This window comes from Halorubrum sp. FL23 (genome assembly GCF_052439115.2).
Classification (GTDB): Archaea; Halobacteriota; Halobacteria; order Halobacteriales; family Haloferacaceae; genus Halorubrum; species Halorubrum persicum.
Genome location: NZ_JBQVRO020000004.1, coordinates 100,880 through 117,360, shown reverse-complemented (window position 1 = coordinate 117,360; position 16,481 = coordinate 100,880). Strand labels below are relative to the sequence as shown.

The 16,481-nt window shown below is 70.4% G+C and carries 20 protein-coding genes; 14 read left to right on the top strand and 6 right to left on the bottom strand.

Annotated elements, in window-relative coordinates:
* Nucleotides 1-44: 44 nt before the first annotated feature.
* Both ACT4MF_RS06535 and ACT4MF_RS06530 read left to right on the top strand, forming a co-directional pair.
* On the top strand, nt 45-689 hold the full coding sequence (locus ACT4MF_RS06535) for a DUF7095 family protein (protein ID WP_444682131.1): 645 nt from the start codon (nt 45-47) through the stop codon (nt 687-689).
* An 81-nt stretch (nt 690-770) separates the two neighbouring features.
* Entirely contained in the window at nt 771-1,925 is a 1,155-nt protein-coding gene (locus tag ACT4MF_RS06530) for a pyridoxal phosphate-dependent aminotransferase (protein ID WP_444682132.1), read from the top strand.
* A 42-nt stretch (nt 1,926-1,967) separates the two neighbouring features.
* Here ACT4MF_RS06530 and ACT4MF_RS06525 read toward each other — a convergent pair whose 3' ends face one another.
* The 4 genes from ACT4MF_RS06525 to ACT4MF_RS06510 all read right to left on the bottom strand — a co-directional run bounded on the left by ACT4MF_RS06525 (nt 1,968) and on the right by ACT4MF_RS06510 (nt 5,189).
* Entirely contained in the window at nt 1,968-2,696 is a 729-nt protein-coding gene (locus ACT4MF_RS06525) for a 3-oxoacyl-ACP reductase family protein (RefSeq protein WP_444682133.1), read from the bottom strand.
* Between the two features lie 99 nt (nt 2,697-2,795).
* Nucleotides 2,796-3,602 (bottom strand): class I SAM-dependent methyltransferase, encoded by an 807-nt coding sequence (locus ACT4MF_RS06520; RefSeq protein WP_444682134.1) that lies wholly within the window; start codon nt 3,600-3,602, stop codon nt 2,796-2,798.
* Between the two features lie 40 nt (nt 3,603-3,642).
* Nucleotides 3,643-4,137 carry a hypothetical protein gene (locus ACT4MF_RS06515; RefSeq protein ID WP_444682135.1) on the bottom strand — a complete coding sequence of 165 codons (495 nt, stop codon included), beginning with the start codon at nt 4,135-4,137 and terminating at the stop codon, nt 3,643-3,645.
* A gap of 176 nt (nt 4,138-4,313) precedes the next feature.
* Nucleotides 4,314-5,189: a deoxyribonuclease IV gene (locus ACT4MF_RS06510; protein WP_444682136.1), complete on the bottom strand. Its 876-nt coding sequence runs from the start codon at nt 5,187-5,189 to the stop codon at nt 4,314-4,316.
* Nucleotides 5,190-5,267: 78 nt separating this feature from the next.
* Between ACT4MF_RS06510 and ACT4MF_RS06505 the strand changes: the two genes are divergently transcribed.
* Nucleotides 5,268-5,801, top strand: coding sequence for a peroxiredoxin family protein (locus ACT4MF_RS06505; protein WP_444682137.1), 534 nt, complete (start codon nt 5,268-5,270; stop codon nt 5,799-5,801).
* Nucleotides 5,802-5,809: 8 nt separating this feature from the next.
* On the opposite strand, the gene ACT4MF_RS06500 is transcribed toward ACT4MF_RS06505, so the two are convergent.
* Entirely contained in the window at nt 5,810-6,679 is an 870-nt protein-coding gene (locus ACT4MF_RS06500) for a lipoate--protein ligase family protein (protein ID WP_444682138.1), read from the bottom strand.
* 239 nt (nt 6,680-6,918) lie between these two features.
* Between ACT4MF_RS06500 and ACT4MF_RS06495 the strand changes: the two genes are divergently transcribed.
* From ACT4MF_RS06495 to ACT4MF_RS06480, 4 genes are all read left to right on the top strand, one after another.
* Entirely contained in the window at nt 6,919-7,833 is a 915-nt protein-coding gene (locus tag ACT4MF_RS06495; RefSeq protein ID WP_444682139.1) for an RIO1 family regulatory kinase/ATPase domain-containing protein, read from the top strand.
* A gap of 109 nt (nt 7,834-7,942) precedes the next feature.
* Complete coding sequence (locus ACT4MF_RS06490) at nt 7,943-8,383, top strand: metal-dependent transcriptional regulator (RefSeq protein WP_444682140.1); 441 nt, start codon at nt 7,943-7,945, stop codon at nt 8,381-8,383.
* 50 nt (nt 8,384-8,433) lie between these two features.
* Nucleotides 8,434-8,601, top strand: a complete 168-nt coding sequence (locus ACT4MF_RS06485) for a hypothetical protein (protein WP_180271695.1) — start codon at nt 8,434-8,436, stop codon at nt 8,599-8,601.
* Nucleotide 8,602: 1 nt separating this feature from the next.
* A complete protein-coding gene (locus ACT4MF_RS06480; protein WP_099254070.1) occupies nt 8,603-8,917 on the top strand; it encodes an amphi-Trp domain-containing protein in 315 nt (104 codons plus the stop codon).
* 22 nt (nt 8,918-8,939) lie between these two features.
* Here ACT4MF_RS06480 and dpsA read toward each other — a convergent pair whose 3' ends face one another.
* A complete protein-coding gene (gene dpsA, locus ACT4MF_RS06475) occupies nt 8,940-9,485 on the bottom strand; it encodes a DNA starvation/stationary phase protection protein DpsA (protein WP_099254069.1) in 546 nt (181 codons plus the stop codon).
* Between the two features lie 251 nt (nt 9,486-9,736).
* Here dpsA and ACT4MF_RS06470 point away from each other — a divergent pair, with 251 nt between their 5' ends.
* From ACT4MF_RS06470 to ACT4MF_RS06440, 7 genes are all read left to right on the top strand, one after another.
* Complete coding sequence (locus tag ACT4MF_RS06470; RefSeq protein WP_444682141.1) at nt 9,737-11,017, top strand: ABC transporter substrate-binding protein; 1,281 nt, start codon at nt 9,737-9,739, stop codon at nt 11,015-11,017.
* Entirely contained in the window at nt 11,014-12,027 is a 1,014-nt protein-coding gene (locus tag ACT4MF_RS06465; protein ID WP_444682142.1) for an NAD(P)-binding protein, read from the top strand. Before ACT4MF_RS06470 ends, ACT4MF_RS06465 begins: the two co-directional genes overlap by 4 nt.
* Nucleotides 12,024-13,196: a FecCD family ABC transporter permease gene (locus ACT4MF_RS06460; RefSeq protein WP_444682143.1), complete on the top strand. Its 1,173-nt coding sequence runs from the start codon at nt 12,024-12,026 to the stop codon at nt 13,194-13,196. Before ACT4MF_RS06465 ends, ACT4MF_RS06460 begins: the two co-directional genes overlap by 4 nt.
* Complete coding sequence (locus ACT4MF_RS06455; protein WP_444682144.1) at nt 13,197-14,096, top strand: ABC transporter ATP-binding protein; 900 nt, start codon at nt 13,197-13,199, stop codon at nt 14,094-14,096.
* Nucleotides 14,097-14,175: 79 nt separating this feature from the next.
* Nucleotides 14,176-15,429 carry an ABC transporter substrate-binding protein gene (locus ACT4MF_RS06450; protein ID WP_444682145.1) on the top strand — a complete coding sequence of 418 codons (1,254 nt, stop codon included), beginning with the start codon at nt 14,176-14,178 and terminating at the stop codon, nt 15,427-15,429.
* Nucleotides 15,430-15,585 carry a hypothetical protein gene (locus ACT4MF_RS06445; protein WP_444682146.1) on the top strand — a complete coding sequence of 52 codons (156 nt, stop codon included), beginning with the start codon at nt 15,430-15,432 and terminating at the stop codon, nt 15,583-15,585. It abuts the gene before it with no gap.
* On the top strand, nt 15,582-16,472 hold the full coding sequence (locus tag ACT4MF_RS06440; RefSeq protein WP_444682147.1) for an FAD-dependent oxidoreductase: 891 nt from the start codon (nt 15,582-15,584) through the stop codon (nt 16,470-16,472). The genes ACT4MF_RS06445 and ACT4MF_RS06440 overlap by 4 nt, the downstream gene beginning before the upstream one ends.
* Nucleotides 16,473-16,481: the final 9 nt, after the last annotated feature.

The window sequence follows — 16,481 nt, the reverse complement described above, 5'->3', positions numbered from 1 at the left end:
CCCGAGCGAAACCGGTTTGCCGGCGACCCGCCTACGGCCACCTCATGGACCGCGAGCAGGCCGTCGCCCGGCTGGAGTCCCTCGTCGACCGCGTCGAACGCGAGACCATGCCGGTCCCCGTCCGCGAGGTGTGGGCGTTCGGCGACGTGGCGCTCGGGCTCGACCCCGTCGAGCGGCTCGACGTGTACCTCACCAAAGACGTGATCATGGGCGGCGACACCGAGGCGGCCGCCGACTTCGCGGCCGAGTACGGGGTCAAGGGGGTCGGCACCTCCGTCCGCGCCGCGTGGGCCGAGGCGCACCCGGACCGCGTCCGCGCGAGCGACAACGGGTACGCCGCGCCCGAGCGGTGTCTCGCCGCCGAACTGGTCAATGACGACGAGCCGATCCACCTCGAAGTGTGTAACGCGAGCTTCGAGGACAACGTGCGACAGCGCCTGAAGGGGGCGCTCGCCCGCGACGCCTACGAGGAGGTGCTCGACCCGCGCGGCGTCTGCCTGTGGGTCGACGGCACCCGCGACGAGGAGGCGTTCGACCGGCTGCGCGACGCCTCCCTCGCGATGCCGACCCTCCCCGCCGCGCTCGGGATGCTCGGCGCGGACGAGGAGGTGGCCCGCGAGGCCGCGGACGTGCTCAAGCGAGCGCGCGCCGAACAGTCCGGTGCCTCCGTCCGCGGCGACATGGTGTAGGCGCCCCCGGCGCGACGCTCCCGGCCGGCCGCGTTTGGCCGCCACCCGACGGCTTTTTGCGCAGTTCGCCGTGTGGACGGTATGCCAACGCCGACCGACCGCGTCCGCCGCGCGGAGCGCTCGCGCATCCGCGTGATGTTCGACCTCGCACAGCGCCACGACGGCGACCTCGTCAGACTGGAGGTCGGGGAGCCCGACTTCGACACGCCCGAACACGTGATCGACGCCGCCGCGAGCGCCGCCCGCGACGGCGCGACGCACTACACCTCGAACGCGGGGCTCCCCGAGTGCCGGCGCGCCATCAGCGACACGCTCGCCGCCGAGTACGGCGTCGAACACGACCCCGACGAGGTCGTCGTCACCGTCGGCGGGATGGAAGCGCTCCACCTGGCGACCCTCGCGACGGTGTCGCCGGGCGAGGAGCTGCTCGTTCCGGGGCCGACGTGGCCGAACTACGAGACGCAGGCGACGCTCGCGGACGGGACCTTCCGCGAGGTTCCGATGCCGGCCGAGACGGGGTTCGCGCTCGACGCGGACCGGGTCATCGACGCGATGAGCGACGACACCGCGGCGGTCGTGCTCACGACGCCGTCGAACCCGACCGGCCGCGTCTTCGACCCCGACGAGTGCCGGGCGGTCGTCGAGGCCGCCGCCGACAACGACGCCTACGTGATCGCCGACGAGGTGTACCTCGGGCTGACGTACGACGGCCCGGCCCGAGGGATCGCCGCGTACACCGGCCATCCGGACCACGTGCTCACGGTCGGCTCCTGCTCGAAGCGGTACGCCATGACGGGGTGGCGGCTCGGCTGGCTCGCCGGCGACCGGGAGGTGATCGACGAGGTGACGACGGTCCGCGAGTCGACCACCGCCTGCGCGTCCAGCGTCGCCCAGCACGCCGCGATCGCCGCGCTCACCGGCCCGCAGGAGCCGTTCGAGGAGATGTACCGAGCGTTCGAGGAGCGGCGCGACCTCGTCGTCGACCGCGTCGCCGACATCGACGGGCTCTCGTGTCCCCGCCCTGAGGGCGCGTTCTACGCTTTCCTCGACCCCGGCATCGACGCGCCCGCCATCGACATCGCGAAGTATCTCCTCCGAGAGCACGGCGTCGTGCTCGCGCCGGGCGACGGGTTCGGCGACACGGCGCCCGGGCGGCTCCGGCTCTCGTTCGCCAACTCCGTCGACCGGCTCCACGAGGGGTTCGACCGGATCGAGGCCGGGCTGGCCGAGTACTGACGCAGCGGCGACCCGACTCGCCGTCCGCCGGTTTCCCCTCGCTTACCGCATCAGCTCCCCGCCGTTCACGTTCAGCGTCTCGCCCGTGACGAACGCCGCGTCCCGGAGGTAGGCGGCGGCGTCGGCGATGTCCTCGGGTTTCCCGTACCGGTCGACGGGGATCCGCGCGAGCTCCTCGCGCTTCTCCGCCGGCGTTCGGTCGCCGGTCATGTCCGTCTCGACGTGGCCGGGCGCGATCGCGTTCACCCGCACGTCGGGCGCGAAGTCGCTCGCGTGGCTCCGGGTGAGCGAGAGGAGCGCGCCCTTGGAGGCGGCGTAGTGACACTCGATCGGCGCGCCGGTGTGCGCGAGGATCGACGAGACGTTGGTCACCGAGGGGCCGTCGTCTGACTCCGAGAGGTGCGGGAGCGCCGCCTTCGTCACGTTGAACGCGGAGTTGACGTTGACGTCCATGACCCGATCGAAGTCGTCCGGGGCGAGGGATTCGGTGTACACGTGCTGGTCGATCCCGGCGTTGTTGACGACGTGGTCCAGCCCGCCGAACGCGTCGGCGGCGGTCTCGACGAGCCGCTCGGCCGCGTCGGCGTCCGAGACGTCAGCGCGGACGACGACGGCCTCGTGCCCCCGATCGCGGACGGCTTCGGCGACCGCCTCGGCGGCCTCGTCGCTGGTGTGGTAGTTGACGGCGATGTCGTACCCGTCCCGGGCGAACCGCAGCGCGATCGCCCGTCCGATACCCCTCGACGAACCGGTAACGAGTGCGGCCGGCATGTCGCTTCGCTCGCTCTGTGCCGACTTCGCTTTTCGGGACGCGGCGGTCCGCGTGCGGCCGGCCGCCGACGAGGCGGACGAACGGGGGCGGCCCGGCGCTCACTCCACCCGTCCCACCGTCACGTCGAAGGGGACGCGCTCGACGCGCTCGTACTCGTCGTCCCCGATGGCGTCGACCACCTCGCGGCCCATCTCGCGCCACCGGCGCCGGAGGTCGTCGTACGCGCTCTCGGAGGTCGCCGCGATCAGCTCCTCGCGGTGATCGGCCAGCCCCGCGCCCGAGGCCTTCCGCGCCGCGGCGGTCAGCGCCGGCTCCGCGTACGGCGCCGCGACCCGCTTCTCGTGGACGTACCGCCGGGTCCGGATCTCGCCGACCCCCGCCGCCGCGAACGCCTCGCGGACGCGGTCGCCGAGCGCCACGTCGGTGTCGACCCCCTGCAGGTACGCCTCACGCGCCTCTCGTTCCAGGCGCTCCTCTGCGTCGACGGTGGAGCTCACCGTCACGGCGGCGTTGTCCGGCTCGATCGCCGCCACCAGATCCGAGGAGACGCGCGCGAGTTCCCGGACCGCGGCGGTCGGCTCGGGGAGGTTGATGAGGAGGGCCTGACAGACCGCGAGATCGACCGCGCCGTCCGGGACCGGAAGCCGCGTCGCGTCGCCGGCGACGTACGGGAGCCCGGTCTCCTCGCGGGCGACTCGCAGGAGGTCCGGGTCCGCGTCGACGCCGATCACGGTCGCGTCGGGCGGCGCCTCCGCGTCGAGAACGCGGGTCAGCTCTCCCGTGCCGCAGCCGACGTCGAGGACGCGGCGGCGGCCCGCCAGCTCGAGGTCCGCGAGGGCCTCCCGGCCGTCGGCCCACATCCCGCGACGGGTGTGTTCGAGGTACTCCGCGGAGAATCGTCGCACGCCCCCGCGTTCGGCGCAGGGGAGAATAAACGTACGGAACTCAGCCTTCTTGTCGGCCGCCGGCATCCTCGCCGTTGGCCTCCTCACCGTCGCCGCCGCCGATCCCAGCCAGGTCCGCGAGGAGCGCCGCGGTGACCCCGGCGCAGTAGCCGACGAACGCCCCGCTCAGCCCGACGAGCGCGAACGACATCGTCACCCCGCCCAGCGGCGCGTTGCCGCCGCCCACGCCGGGAACGCCGAACACGGTGCCGACGACCACGAGCGCGGCGAACACGAAGGCGGGCACGACGCCCACCGCCAGACACGCCGGCCCCCCGCAGCGTGCGTACGCCCCGGCGGCCGCGATCGGTGCCGGCGCGTAGAACACCAACAGCGGGACGAGTCGGTCCGTCACCGCCGCCGCGGTCTGGATGTCCGCGAGCTCGGCGGCGATCGCGACCGCCAGCGTCAGCGCCACGAGGCCGGCGAACCCCCCGACCATCGTGAGGGCTAACCGACGCCGCTGTCCGATGAGCAGCGCCTTCGTGGTGGTCATATCCGTGGATCGCGTCCCCGAGTACATAAAAGCGCGTCGGACGTTTTCACCCGATCCGACGAACCTCCCCCGCTTCGCCCCCGTGACGACTCACTCCGGTCAAGCAGTCACTCTGCCCCGAAATCGGTTCCCGGTGGGGAACACTCCGCTCGAACCGCTCGGACCGCTCGGACCGCTCACTCCGCCCGCAGCTCGCGGACGCGATCGATGTTCCACGCGAAGCTCTTCCCGTCCTCGGTCGGCGTCTCGAGCGCGAGCGGCACGTCCGCCAGGTCCGGGTGGTTGAGGAGCCGCTCCATCCCGGCCTCGCCGATGAGCCCCTCCCCGATGTGGGCGTGCTCGTCCTTGTTGGTGCCGCAGGCGTGCTTCGAGTCGTTGAGGTGGACGTACTTGAGGTGCTCCAACCCGACCACGTCGTCGAACTCCGCGATCGTCTGGTCGACCGCCTCGGGCGTCGAGAGGTCGTACCCGGCCGCGAACGCGTGGGCCGTGTCGATGCACACGTCGATATCGGTCTCCGTGCGGTCGATGACCCCCGCGAGGTGTTCGAACTCGCCGCCGAGCTTCGTCCCCGCTCCCGCGTCGCTCTCGATCAGGATCGTGACGCCGTCGGGCACGTCGATGTCGTCGATCACCGAGGCGGCGTTGTCGAGGCCGCCCTCGACGCCGGCCCCCGTGTGCGCGCCGAGGTGGACGTTGACGTACGGGATGTCGAGCTTGTCGGCCGCGTCGACCTCCTTCTGCATCGAGTCGAGCGACTTCTCGCGGAGCCCGTCTTTCGGGGTACAGAGGTTGACGAGGTAGGAGGTGTGGATCACCCACGGCCCCTCCAGCTCTCGCTCCGTCCCCTCGCGGAACTGCTCGGCCTCCTCGTCGCCGATGTCCGGGTCCTGCCACACCTGCGGGGAGTGGGTGAATATCTGTCCGCAGTTGCCGCCGAACTGCTTCTGTCTGAACACCGCGTTCGCGATGTTTCCGTACGGCGGCGTTTCGGGATCGTTGGACGCTCTCGAACCGGAGATGGAGACGTGGGCGCCGACCTTGAGACTCATACCGTCTCCACGAGAGCGTCGGGAAAAGCCCCTTCGAAAACCGCGCGACTTTTCACGGCCGGCGGTATCTCACCGGCCATGACCGACGATCCCGGCCTCGCAGTCGGGGAGCGCGCTCCGAACGTCGCCGGGGATCTCGTCACGCCCGACGGCGACGTCGAGTCCGTCGCCCTCGACGATCTGCTCTCCGACGGTCCCGTGCTGCTGTGCTTCTACACCGCCGACTTCAGTCCGGACTGCGTCGAACAGTGGTGCGCGTTCCGCGACTTCGACTGGTTCTCCTCCGGCGACGCGGTGCAGGTCGTCGGCGTCAGCAAGTCGGGCGTCGGACTCCACCGACGGTTCATCGACCGGCTCGGCCTCACCTTCCCGATGTTCTCGGACTCCGATCTCGAGATCGCCGCCGCCTTCGACGTGGTCTACCGCGCGCTCGGGGTCACGAAGCGCTCGCGCCGGTCCTGTTTCCTCCTCGACGCGGACCGCGTCGTTCGGTACCGATGGCTCAGCCACCACTGGCTCGACCCGACGCGCGATGTCCCCCCGGTCGGCGAGATCTACGAGGCGGTCCGGGAGCGCCTCGACGTCGACGGCCCCGACACGTTCGGGTTCTGACCCCTCTGTTACGACGCGTCGCGTCCGGGACGCGTCCGGACCCACTCCTCGTCTCGGTACTTCGTCTCGACGAGCTCGCGCGCGCGCCGAAGCTCCGCGTCGGTCCACGACCCGTCGCGGTCGAGGGTGAGGCCCTCCCGGTTGTCGGTCCCCCCCGTTACCCAGGCGACGAGCGCCGCCTCCACCGCCGCCACCGCGTCCGCCCGATCGATATCGGCGAGCTCGTCCATCCCGACCACCCGGTCGCGGAACGCGTCGGCCGTCACCGGCGGGTCCGCGAACGTTCCGAGGTGGCGTGCCGCCTCGACCGAGAAGGTGAGCGAGCCGTGCTGAATGACGGCCTCCCGCTTCCGGTACTGGGCGTTGCCCGCGATCTTCCGCCGCCCGTCGGCGCCGTCGTCGGCGCCGCCGGCGACCACGTCGTGTGCCGGGTGGAGCTCCCGCAGGTAACAGGCCGGGTGGTACAGCTCCGGGACGTCCTCCTCGACGTACCTCGCATCGATTCCCAGCCGATCGAACGCGTCGAGGACGGGCTCGCACAGGAGGTGGTAGCAGTCGAGCAGTTCGCCCGGCACGTCGCCGGCGGGGACGGCGACCGAGTAGGCGATGTCGCCGCGCGTGTCGTGGTAGATCCCGCCGCCGCCGGTCTGGCGCCGGGTCACGTCGATCCCCTCGCGCTCGCAGAAGGCCCAGTCGACCGTCTCCGGGTCCTGTCGGTAACCGAGCGTGAGACAGCTCGGGGCCCACCGATACGTCCGCAGGGTGGCCGGTCCGCCGGCGGCCGCCGTCTCCGCCGCGACCTCGTCAAGTGCCATCTGCATCGGGCCCGGTCGCGGCTCCTCGCGGATCAGTCGCCAGTCGCCCGTCGGCGCGGTCACCGTCTCCCACCCGCGCTCCGCGCTCGGCCACTCCCCCCGCTCAGCGCTCCCTCCGCGTACATACGTCCCACGTCGGCGCCCCGGCCGAAAGCGGTTGCGTTCGGGGGCGCGAGCGGTCGACACCGCCCGCCCGTCAGTCCGATGTCGCCCGCTCGTCGATTTACTATCGCGCGATACGGTTTATGCCGCCGCTCATCGAACGCGCGTCCCTTTTAGGAATCGCCGGAGTAGGGGCGCGTATGGTTCGAAACGTCGCGGGCGACATGGCCGAGCTCGACCCCGAGGACTTCTATCTCCTCTCGGGCGTCGAGCAGGGGATGCGCTTCTCCGAATGGGTCCGCCGGGACAAGATCCCCGACTACGCGGACCTGACGCGCGAGGAGGTCGACTACCGGATCGACCGGTGTCTCGACCGCGAGCTGATCGAACGGAAGACGATCCAGTACGAGGGGTACCAGCTCACCTTCGAGGGGTACGACGCCTTAGCGCTCCGGACGTTCTCCGAGCGCGAGACCATCGACGGCGTGGGCTCACCCCTGGGGTTCGGCAAGGAGGGAGACGTGTACGAGGCGCAGTCGTTCAAGCCGCTCGCCCTGAAGTACCACCGCGAGGGGTACACCAACTTCCGCGAGGTGAACCGCGAACGCGAGTACACCGCCGACCGCGACCACGTCTCGTGGCTGTACACCGCGCGCAAGGCGGCCGAACGCGAGTACGAGGCGATGGAGGCGCTGTACCCCGACGTGTCGGTGCCGCGTCCGGTCGACCACAACCGTCACGCCATCGTGATGGACAAGTTCGAGGGCGTCGAACTCGCGCGCGCGAAGCTCGATCCCGAGCAGGCGATCGGCGTCCTCGACCTCGTCCTCCGTGAACTGGTCACGGCCTACGACCACGGCTGGGTCCACGCGGACATGTCCGAGCACAACGTCGCGGTCGCGGCGAGCGGCGTCACCATCTTTGACTGGCCGCAGGCGGTCCCCGTCGACCACGAGAACGCCCGCGAGTTCCTCGAACGCGACGTGGGGAACCTCCTGCGCTACTTCGGACGGAAGTACCCCCACGAGGTGCCCCGTGACGCCGACATCGAGGGAATCGCGGACGCGATCGTCGACGGGTCGTTTGCCACGATTCGGGCGTTCGGCGAGAAATAAACCACATTCAGCTATATCGAATCGATCGCGGTCGCCCTCAGACTCGTTCTCCGCCGCCGCGGCGTTCCGGATCCGTAACCGATTTATAATTTTAGGCTAGCCTAAAAGCATGGCGCACGTCGGCGAGCCGGGATCCACGCGGACGGCCCGGTACCTCCTCGCGCTGTACATCGCGGAACACCGGTCGTCGCCGCCGATCCGGCCCGGGCGGATCGCCGAGATGCTCGACCGCTCTCCGGCGGCGACGACGGAGATGCTCCAACGACTCGCGGCCGACGGGCTCGTCGCGCGTGAGCCGTACGAGGGAGCGACGCTCACCGACGCCGGTCGAGACCGCGCGGAGGCGCTCCACGAGACGTACGTCGTCCTGTCGTGGTTCTTCCGCGACGTGCTCGATCTCGACGCGTACGAGCGCGAGGCGATGGAGATGGCCGGACTGGTCAGCCCCACGGTCGCCGAACGGCTCGCCCACGTGCTGTTCGAAGGCCTCGACGTCGACGCCGAGAGCCGTCCCGCCGATCTCGATGTCTCGCCGACGCGTGCGGAGTGACGCGGCGCCGACCGTGTCCCTTTTATTTTAGGTCTGCCTAAAGAAGCGCAATGTCAGCAGGCGCCCAGTCTCGCACCGAATCTCGTCGCGAACCAGAGCCGGATCAAACCCCGTCCGTCACCGTCTGTGAAGGGTGTCCCGGTCGGTCCGTGTTCATGGAGTCGGACAACACGGACGGGTGGATCGCGAGCGACCACGTCGTCGACGTGACGCAGTGAAATGACGGACGAATCCACTCCGGACGAGATGGACTCGTCGACGGCGGACGGGGAGCGGACGGTCATTGCGGGACGGAACTTCGAACAAGAGTATCGCCTCGACGCGAGCGAGGCCGGCGAGTTCCTGGTCGCGCTCGGCGAACAGCTCCGCGACGGCGACGACCTTCGGATCGAGACGGACGAGTGGGAACTCCCGTTCGCGTTCGGCGAGCCCGTGGAGTTCGAGATCGACTTCGAGGGGGTCGGCGAACCGGGACTGGAGATCGAGCTCGAACTGCCGGGCCGAACCGACCAGACGGCACCGGACGTTCGCTGAGCCGCGATCCGTTTTCGACCGGTTAGTTCGTCGCGGAGTCCACGACGAGCGTGTCGTCTTCGAGGTAGTGCTCGATGTGGTGCGCGTGCTCCTCGATCGCTTCCAGCTGATCGCGGAGCATCTCCGCGGTCGTGTAGTCGCCGAGTCCCTCCGCCAGCTCGATGTGTTGCCGGTAGCTCTCGATGATGTCGCCCATCATCTCCAGATCGTTCGCGAGCGAGCTGCGGATGTCGTACACGTCCTCGTCTTCCGGCTCGACGGTGGCGTTCTCCGCGAGCGTCGTCATGCCGGCGTGCGGCACGCCGCCGAGCGCTTGCAGCCGTTCGGCGAGCTCGTCGGCGGCCGCCTCGACGTCCTCGTACACCTCTTGGAGGAACACGTGGACGTCGAGGAACTCCGCGCCTTCGACGTTCCAGTGGTGTTTGTGGAGCTGGTGATAGAGGACGTACGCGTCCGCGAGGTCGACGTTCAGCGCCTCGACGATCTGCTCCGCCTTCTCCGGTTCGAGCCGCAGGGCGTTCTCTTCGACGGTGCCGGCGCGCTGCCGAGTCTCCTTCTGTGTGTTCATAACGATATCCGATACACCCGCTATCCACTTATAACTTATCAATACTAAAACACTTTTTCGTACGACCTAAAACCCACGCGTACGCCGGTAAGCGCGAGTAATAGCGCAGTACTCTCCGAATATATAAGATTATTTATTTCTCCGACCGGTCGCGATCTCCCCGTGGTAGGGGCGCGTCCTCGCCGATCTCTCGGATTTAGGTGCCCCTAAGATTCGAAAGCGATTTAATCCTTTAGGGAGGCCTAAACCATATGGTAACGCACGAGAACCGAAGCACCTCGACGCGCCGCACCGCGATCAGGCTCGGCGGTGCGGTCGCGGGGGCGGGACTGCTCGCGGGATGTCTCGGAGGCGGTTCGGGCGGCTCCGGATCGGGGGGCTCCGACGGCGCCGCCGGCTCGGACGACGCCGAGACCGACGGGGCAGACGGTTCCGACGCGGCGGCCGCCGGTGACGGGTCTCGGGCGGCGTACTCCGTCGAGATGGCGCCGGTCGGCGAGGTGACGCTCGACGCGGTCCCCGAGGACGTGATGGTCTACAGCCTCCTGTACGCGGACATGGCGGTCGCGTTCGGCCACGGCGACGCGGTGGACTCGCTCGGCTTCGACGCCGACGCCGGCGGGAACACCCTCGACGCCTACTACGCCGCGCTCGACGGCGTCGAGTTCGATCGGGAGGGGATCCGACAGCTCAACTCGGGGTCCGGCGGCGGGATCACGGTCGACCGGGAGCTGCTCTACGAGCTCGACGCCGACCTCCATCTGGCTGACCCCTGTCTGTTCGTCTCCTTCGACGGGTGGGACGAGGGCGACGTGGCGGAGATCCGCGACAACGTCGGCCCGTGGTTCGGCAACGTGTACAGCCGCCGGAACTCCGAGCCGCCGGAGCCGTGCCGCGACGACTACGAGCACTACACCCTCTGGGAGATCGCGGAGCGCGTCGCGGACGTGTTTCAGGAGCCGGAGCGCTACGAGGCGCTCGCGTCGGTTCACGACGACCTGGTCGAAACGGTACAGGCGGACCTCCCGCCGGAAGGGGAGCGACCGACGGTCGCCACGCTCCTCTACATGGACGGGACCTACTACCCCTCGCGGCTCGACGGTCCGGGGTTCGCCACCGCCCACGTGCGGCCCTTCGGCGTGCCCGACGCGTTCGGCGCCGCCGACGTGACCTACGAGACCGCCTACGACCACGAACGGCTCCTGGAGATCGACCCCGACGTGATCTTACACCAGTACGGGGTCGAGTCCTACTACGACGTGGCCGCGATCCGCGAGGAGCTCGCCGACCACCCGGTCGCCGGTGAGCTCTCGGCGATCCGGGACGACCGGTTCTACCCCTCGGGGAACCCGGTGCAGGGGCCGATCATGAACCTCTTCCAGATCGAGATGACCGCCAAACAGCTGTTCCCCGAGCGGTTCGGCGAGTGGCCGACGTACGAGCTCGGCGACGGCTATCCGGCGATCCCGGAGGCCGAGCGGCTCTTCGACCGCGACCGGGTCGCCGCGATCGTCGCCGGTGATCAGCCATGAGCGACGGGGTGGACCGCGACGAGAGTGGCTCCGCCGACCCCGGAGCCGGGGAGACCGCCGCCGACGAAGCCGCCGGGGGGGCCGACTACGACGCGGTCGTGGTCGGCGGCGGCCCCGCCGGCTGCTCGGCCGCCGTCTTCCTCGCTCGCGAGGGGATCGAGGTCGCCGTCTTCGACCGCGGTCGGTCGTCGATCGCGCGCTGTGCGCACCTGGGGAACTACCTCGGCTTCCCGGGCGGGATCGACGTCGAGACGTTCTACGACCTCCTGCACGATCACGTCGACCGTGCGGGCGGCGCGCTCGTCGACGACCTCGTCGAGTCGGTCGAGAGGTCGGGGAGCGACGCGAACGGAACGCCCTTCCGCGTCATCCCACAGGAGGGAGAGCCGGTCACCGCCCGCCGCGTGGTGGCGGCGACCCGGTACGACGGCGAGTACCTCCGCGGGCTGGACGACGACGCGGCGATGTTCGAGACCCACGACCACGGCGGCGAGGTCCACGAACACTTCGACCGGGAGTACGCCGACCCCGACGGGACGACGCCGGTCGACGGGCTCTACGTCGCCTCGCCCTCCGAGGCCGACCGGCAGGCGATCACGGCGGCCGGGCGCGGCGCCCGCGTCGCCAAACGGGTGATCGCGGACGCGCGGGTCGCTGACGGCTGGTGGGCCGCGGCGGCCGAAGGGGTCGACTGGGTGCGCCGCGAGGCGGAGCGCGAGGACGAGTGGGCCGACCGCGATCGGTGGGCCGAATGGTTCGACGACCGCCACGCCGACGCCCCGGTCGACGCGGACTCGGAGCGGTTCGCTCGGGTCCGCGAGGCCGTGATCGACGAGGCGCTGTCGGCGTACGTCGACGCCGACGAGGCCGAGTCGCGGGCGGTTGAGGGGCGGCGCGCGCTCGCTGGCCACCTCGATCCCGGCGCCGTCGTCGACGCTCACGGCGCCGAGGCGCTGCTCGACGCGATGGACGACGACGCGATCGCCGCGTACGCCGAGGGGACCCCATGAACGGCGGGCGGTCGGTCGCCGGCGAGGGCGCCGCGCGCCGAGCGTCCGGGGGGCGGCTGGGGTGGCTGTTCGACCCGAAGCTGGTCGCGGTGGCGCTCGCCAGCGTCGGCGTCGTCGTCGCCGGCGGGCTCGTGCAGGTGAGCTTCGGCGCGTACTCGATGACGGTCGGCGAGGCGTGGCGCGCCGCCCTCGACCCCGCGGTGCTCCTCGACCCCCGCTGGCTGCTGCAGTTCGTCGTCGGCGAGGGGCTGATGCGGTCGATCACCGGCTTCCAGGGTGAGCTGCCGGAGCTGGCGCACGGGACGCTCATCGTCTGGAACATCCGGCTCCCGCGGGTGTTCGTCGCCGCCATCGTCGGGATGAACCTCGGCATCTCGGGGGCCATCTTCCAGGCGGTCACCAGGAACGAGCTCGCCAGCCCGTTCATCCTCGGCGTCTCCTCGGGCGCGGGGCTGATGATCCTGCTGACGCTCGTGATGTTCGGCGGGCTCGCGGCGTTCCTCCCGCTGATCGCGGCGCTCGGGGGCGCGGTCGCGTTCCTGATCGTCTACGCGATCGCGTGGAAGAACGGGACGAGCCCGGTCCGGCTCGTGCTCGCGGGCGTGATCGTCGGGACCGTCTTCAACAGCCTCCAGACGGGACTGTTCTTCTTCGCGGACGACATCGGCGTCGTCCAGTCGGCGATCCAGTGGACGACGGGGTCGCTGACGGGGACCGACTGGGAGCAGGTCCGGATGGCGCTGCCGTGGACGGCCGTGGCGGTGGCGCTGTCGCTCGCGGGGTCCCGGCAGCTGAACCTCCTCCTCCTCGGCGAGCAGACGGCGAAGTCGCTGGGGATGTCGATCGAGAAGGTGCGGTTCGCGCTCTCCGGCGTCGCCGTGTTGGCGGCGGCGGCCAGCATCGCGGTGGCGGGGATCGTCAGCTTCGTCGGACTGATCGTCCCCCACATGGTTCGGAACCTCGTCGGCAGCGACTACAAGCGGGTGATCGTCGGCTGCCTCTTCGTCGGGCCCGCGCTGATGGTCGCGGCCGACGTGGGCGCGCGCCTCGGGATGGGCGTGCTCACGGGTGCCGACGCGCAGGTTCCGGTCGGTATCGTCACCGGGCTGATCGGCGGCCCGTACTTCCTGTACCTGATGCGGAAACAGCAGCACATGGGTGAGCTCTGAATGTCAACGGAACACGTCGACACGACGCGAACGGACGCGACGGACGGACCGGACGGATCGAACGCTGCGGACGGCTCGGCGGCCGACGGCGAGCCCGCCGCGGCGGACGCGAGCGACCTCGACGGCGAGGACCTCGTGTTGGGGTATCCGAACGCCCCGGAGCCCGTGATCGACGGCGAGTCGATCGCGGCCGAGCCCGGCGCGGTCACGGCGCTCGTCGGTCCGAACGGCTCCGGGAAGAGCACCCTGCTGAAGGGGTTGGCGACGCAGCTCGCGCCGGCGGACGGCTCCGTGCTGGTCGACGGGCGCGACGTGCACGCGATGGACACGAAGGCGCTCGCCCGGACGCTCGGCCTGCTCTCCCAGGAGAGCAGCTCGCCGAACAGCATCACGGTCGAGGACTTGGTGTACCACGGTCGATACCCGCACCGCGGGTTCTTCGAGCGGACGACCGACGAGGACGCGGTCGCGGTCGAGGAGGCGATCGAGCTGGCCGGCTGCGGCCACCTGCGCGACCGCGAGGTCGGGAGCCTCAGCGGCGGACAGAAACAGCTGGCGTGGATCGCGATGGTGCTCGCGCAGGACACCGACGTGCTCCTGTTGGACGAGCCGACGACGTTCCTCGACCTGCACCACCAGATGGAGGTGATGGAGATCATCGAAACCCTGCGCGACGAGAGCGACGTGACCGTCGTCGTCGTCCTCCACGACATCGAGCAGGCCGCCCGGCTCGCCGACCGGATGGTCGCGCTCAAGGACGGCGAGATCCGCGCCCGCGGCGCGCCCGAAGAGATCGTCACCGAGGACCTGCTCGCGGACGTGTTCCGCGTCGACGCCGACGTGGTGCAGACCGAGAACGGGCCGCGCGTCACGCCGCTGCGTGCCCGACACGAGGAGTAAATCGGGTCCGGCGGCGCAGCCGGGGACGGGGATACGGGGCGGATCGGAACGACTATATTTTTTAGGCTGGCCTAAAAATATGGCCAGAGACGACGCGGGACGCGGCGCACCAACCCGCAGAGCGTTTACCAAGTACGGCGGCACCGTCGCGCTCGGCGGCCTCCTCGCCGGCTGTACCGGCGGCGACGGCGCCGACCCCGACTCGTCCGCTCCCGACGCGACCGGGAGCGAGTCGACGGCTACCGGCTCGACCGACGACGGTTCGGCGGAGTCACAGACCGCGGACGACGCCGACGGGAGCTACGCGGCGTCGATCTCGCCGGTGGGCGAGGTGACCTTCGAGTCGCCGCCGGAGACGGTGTTCACGCGGCTTACCCACCACGCGGACATGGCGTTCGCGCTCGGTCGGGGAGACGGCGTCACGGCGCTGCACGCGCCGGACTACTACGACGGGCTCTGGAACCAGTACGTCGAGCGGCTCCCCGGCGTCACGCTCGACTGGTCGGGGCTCTACTCCTCCTGGGAGCCGGACAAGGAGAAGCTGTACGAGCTCGACAGCGACGTTCACCTCGCGGACCCGGCGTGGGTGACGCAGCTGGAGGGGTGGGACCGCGAGGACATCGACGAGATCGGCGAGCACGTTTCGCCGTGGTTCGGCAACTCCCTCAGCGACCGTCATCAGGAGCCCGCCGAGGGGTGGGCCGACGGCTACCGGTACTACGGGCTCTGGGAGCAGTTCGAGATCGTCGCCGAGGCGTTCCAAGAGCGCGAGCGCTACGAGGCGCTCGCGGCGGTCCGCGAGGACCTGCTCGCCACGATCGACGAGCGGCTCCCGCCCGAGGCGGAGCGCCCGACCGCGATCATGATCGCCGCCGCCGACATCGAGCAGATCTACGCGTACACGCTGAGCAACCCCGGCTTCCTCACCTCGCACACGCGGCCGCTCGGGCCGCGAGACGCGTTCGAGGGGGACGTCGAGTCCGGGACGGTCGTCGACTTCGAGACCATCCTCGAGGCCGACCCCGACGTCATCCTCTACCTCGGCGGCATGGAGCCGGGAACGGACATGGCCGGGCGGCGGGCCGCCTTCGAGGAGGACCCGGTCGGCTCGCAGGTCACCGCGGTGCAGAACGACCGCATCCACCCGCAGGGCGCACGCTATCAGGGGCCGATCCTGAACCTCTTCCAGCTCGAGATGACCGCCAAACAGCTCTACCCCGACGAGTTCGGCTCGTGGCCGCGGTACGAGTCGGGACCATACCCGGAGATTCCGGAGGGCGAACGGCTGTTCGACCGCCAGCGCGTCGCGGACGCGATCAACGGGGCCCTGTAGATGCGCGCTCGCGAGCCGACGGTCGCGACCGGGGTCGTCAGACCGAGTGGGAGCGCTCCGCCCGTGGACCGAAGCGACTACGGCGGCTCCCCCGCGCCGGACGGTATGGCGACCGACAGCGACGGTCCGCGGATCGTACGGGGGATCGACCGATGAACGGGAGCGAGACGCCGGGAGAGTCGGCGGGCGACTCACGCGCGCTCCGCGACGTCGTCGTCGTCGGCGGGGGCGTCGCCGGGCTCTCGGCGGCCGTGTTCACGGCCCGCCAGGGGCTCGACACGCTCGTCGTCGACTCCGGGGAGTCGATCCTCCGACGGAACGCACATCTGGAGAACTTCCCCGGCTTCCCGCTCGGCGTCAACGCCCGACAGCTCCTCGACCTCCTCGGCGAACAGGCCGAGAACGCCGGCGCCGATCGGGTCGACGCCCGGGTCTCGCGGGTCGCGACGGCCGACGGGGACGAGGGAGCGGACGACGGCGACGACACCGACTCGGCCCGGTTCGTCGTCGAGATCGACGACGACGCGGACGGTCATGACAACGTCGACGACGATGGCGCGGACGACGGCGACGACGTGGGCAACCGCAACGACGTCCACGCTCCCGGCGATCCGATCCGAGCCCGGTACGTCGTCGCGGCGACGAAAAACGAGGTCGGCTACCTCGAGGACGTCGCGGGCGTCGGGATCCTCGACCGCGGGAAGTCGTACGTCGACACCGACGAGCGCGGGCGGACCGGCGTCGACGGGCTGTACGCGGCCGGCCGCCTCGCGGAGAAGTCGCATCAGGCGGCGGTGTGTGCGGGCCACGGCGCCGAGGTCGGCGTGACGATCCTCGAGGCGGACGACCGGGGGTTCTACCACGACTGGGTCGCGCCCGAGGGGTACTTCAGCGACCGGGGTCGGGAGGTGCCGCCGGGCTGCGAGGAGATCGACGACGACGAGCGACGCGAGCGCGAGGCGGACTCGCGCGAAGTCGTCCGGGAGCGGTTCGCGGCGCCGCACCCGGATCCGCAGGAGACGCACCCGAGCCTGGAGGAGTGAGCCGCGCGA

What these genes read in the sequence shown, in the direction of transcription:
- ACT4MF_RS06535 (WP_444682131.1), top strand. Translation starts at nt 45, where the DNA reads ATGGACCGCGAGCAGGCCGTCGCCCGGCTGGAGTCCCTCGTCGACCGC.
- ACT4MF_RS06530 (WP_444682132.1), top strand. Translation starts at nt 771, where the DNA reads ATGCCAACGCCGACCGACCGCGTCCGCCGCGCGGAGCGCTCGCGCATC.
- ACT4MF_RS06525 (WP_444682133.1), bottom strand. Translation starts at nt 2,696, where the DNA reads ATGCCGGCCGCACTCGTTACCGGTTCGTCGAGGGGTATCGGACGGGCG.
- ACT4MF_RS06515 (WP_444682135.1), bottom strand. Translation starts at nt 4,137, where the DNA reads ATGACCACCACGAAGGCGCTGCTCATCGGACAGCGGCGTCGGTTAGCC.
- ACT4MF_RS06510 (WP_444682136.1), bottom strand. Translation starts at nt 5,189, where the DNA reads ATGAGTCTCAAGGTCGGCGCCCACGTCTCCATCTCCGGTTCGAGAGCG.
- ACT4MF_RS06505 (WP_444682137.1), top strand. Translation starts at nt 5,268, where the DNA reads ATGACCGACGATCCCGGCCTCGCAGTCGGGGAGCGCGCTCCGAACGTC.
- ACT4MF_RS06495 (WP_444682139.1), top strand. Translation starts at nt 6,919, where the DNA reads ATGGTTCGAAACGTCGCGGGCGACATGGCCGAGCTCGACCCCGAGGAC.
- ACT4MF_RS06490 (WP_444682140.1), top strand. Translation starts at nt 7,943, where the DNA reads ATGGCGCACGTCGGCGAGCCGGGATCCACGCGGACGGCCCGGTACCTC.
- ACT4MF_RS06485 (WP_180271695.1), top strand. Translation starts at nt 8,434, where the DNA reads ATGTCAGCAGGCGCCCAGTCTCGCACCGAATCTCGTCGCGAACCAGAG.
- ACT4MF_RS06480 (WP_099254070.1), top strand. Translation starts at nt 8,603, where the DNA reads ATGACGGACGAATCCACTCCGGACGAGATGGACTCGTCGACGGCGGAC.
- dpsA (WP_099254069.1), bottom strand. Translation starts at nt 9,485, where the DNA reads ATGAACACACAGAAGGAGACTCGGCAGCGCGCCGGCACCGTCGAAGAG.
- ACT4MF_RS06470 (WP_444682141.1), top strand. Translation starts at nt 9,737, where the DNA reads ATGGTAACGCACGAGAACCGAAGCACCTCGACGCGCCGCACCGCGATC.
- ACT4MF_RS06465 (WP_444682142.1), top strand. Translation starts at nt 11,014, where the DNA reads ATGAGCGACGGGGTGGACCGCGACGAGAGTGGCTCCGCCGACCCCGGA.
- ACT4MF_RS06460 (WP_444682143.1), top strand. Translation starts at nt 12,024, where the DNA reads ATGAACGGCGGGCGGTCGGTCGCCGGCGAGGGCGCCGCGCGCCGAGCG.
- ACT4MF_RS06455 (WP_444682144.1), top strand. Translation starts at nt 13,197, where the DNA reads ATGTCAACGGAACACGTCGACACGACGCGAACGGACGCGACGGACGGA.
- ACT4MF_RS06450 (WP_444682145.1), top strand. Translation starts at nt 14,176, where the DNA reads ATGGCCAGAGACGACGCGGGACGCGGCGCACCAACCCGCAGAGCGTTT.
- ACT4MF_RS06445 (WP_444682146.1), top strand. Translation starts at nt 15,430, where the DNA reads ATGCGCGCTCGCGAGCCGACGGTCGCGACCGGGGTCGTCAGACCGAGT.
- ACT4MF_RS06440 (WP_444682147.1), top strand. Translation starts at nt 15,582, where the DNA reads ATGAACGGGAGCGAGACGCCGGGAGAGTCGGCGGGCGACTCACGCGCG.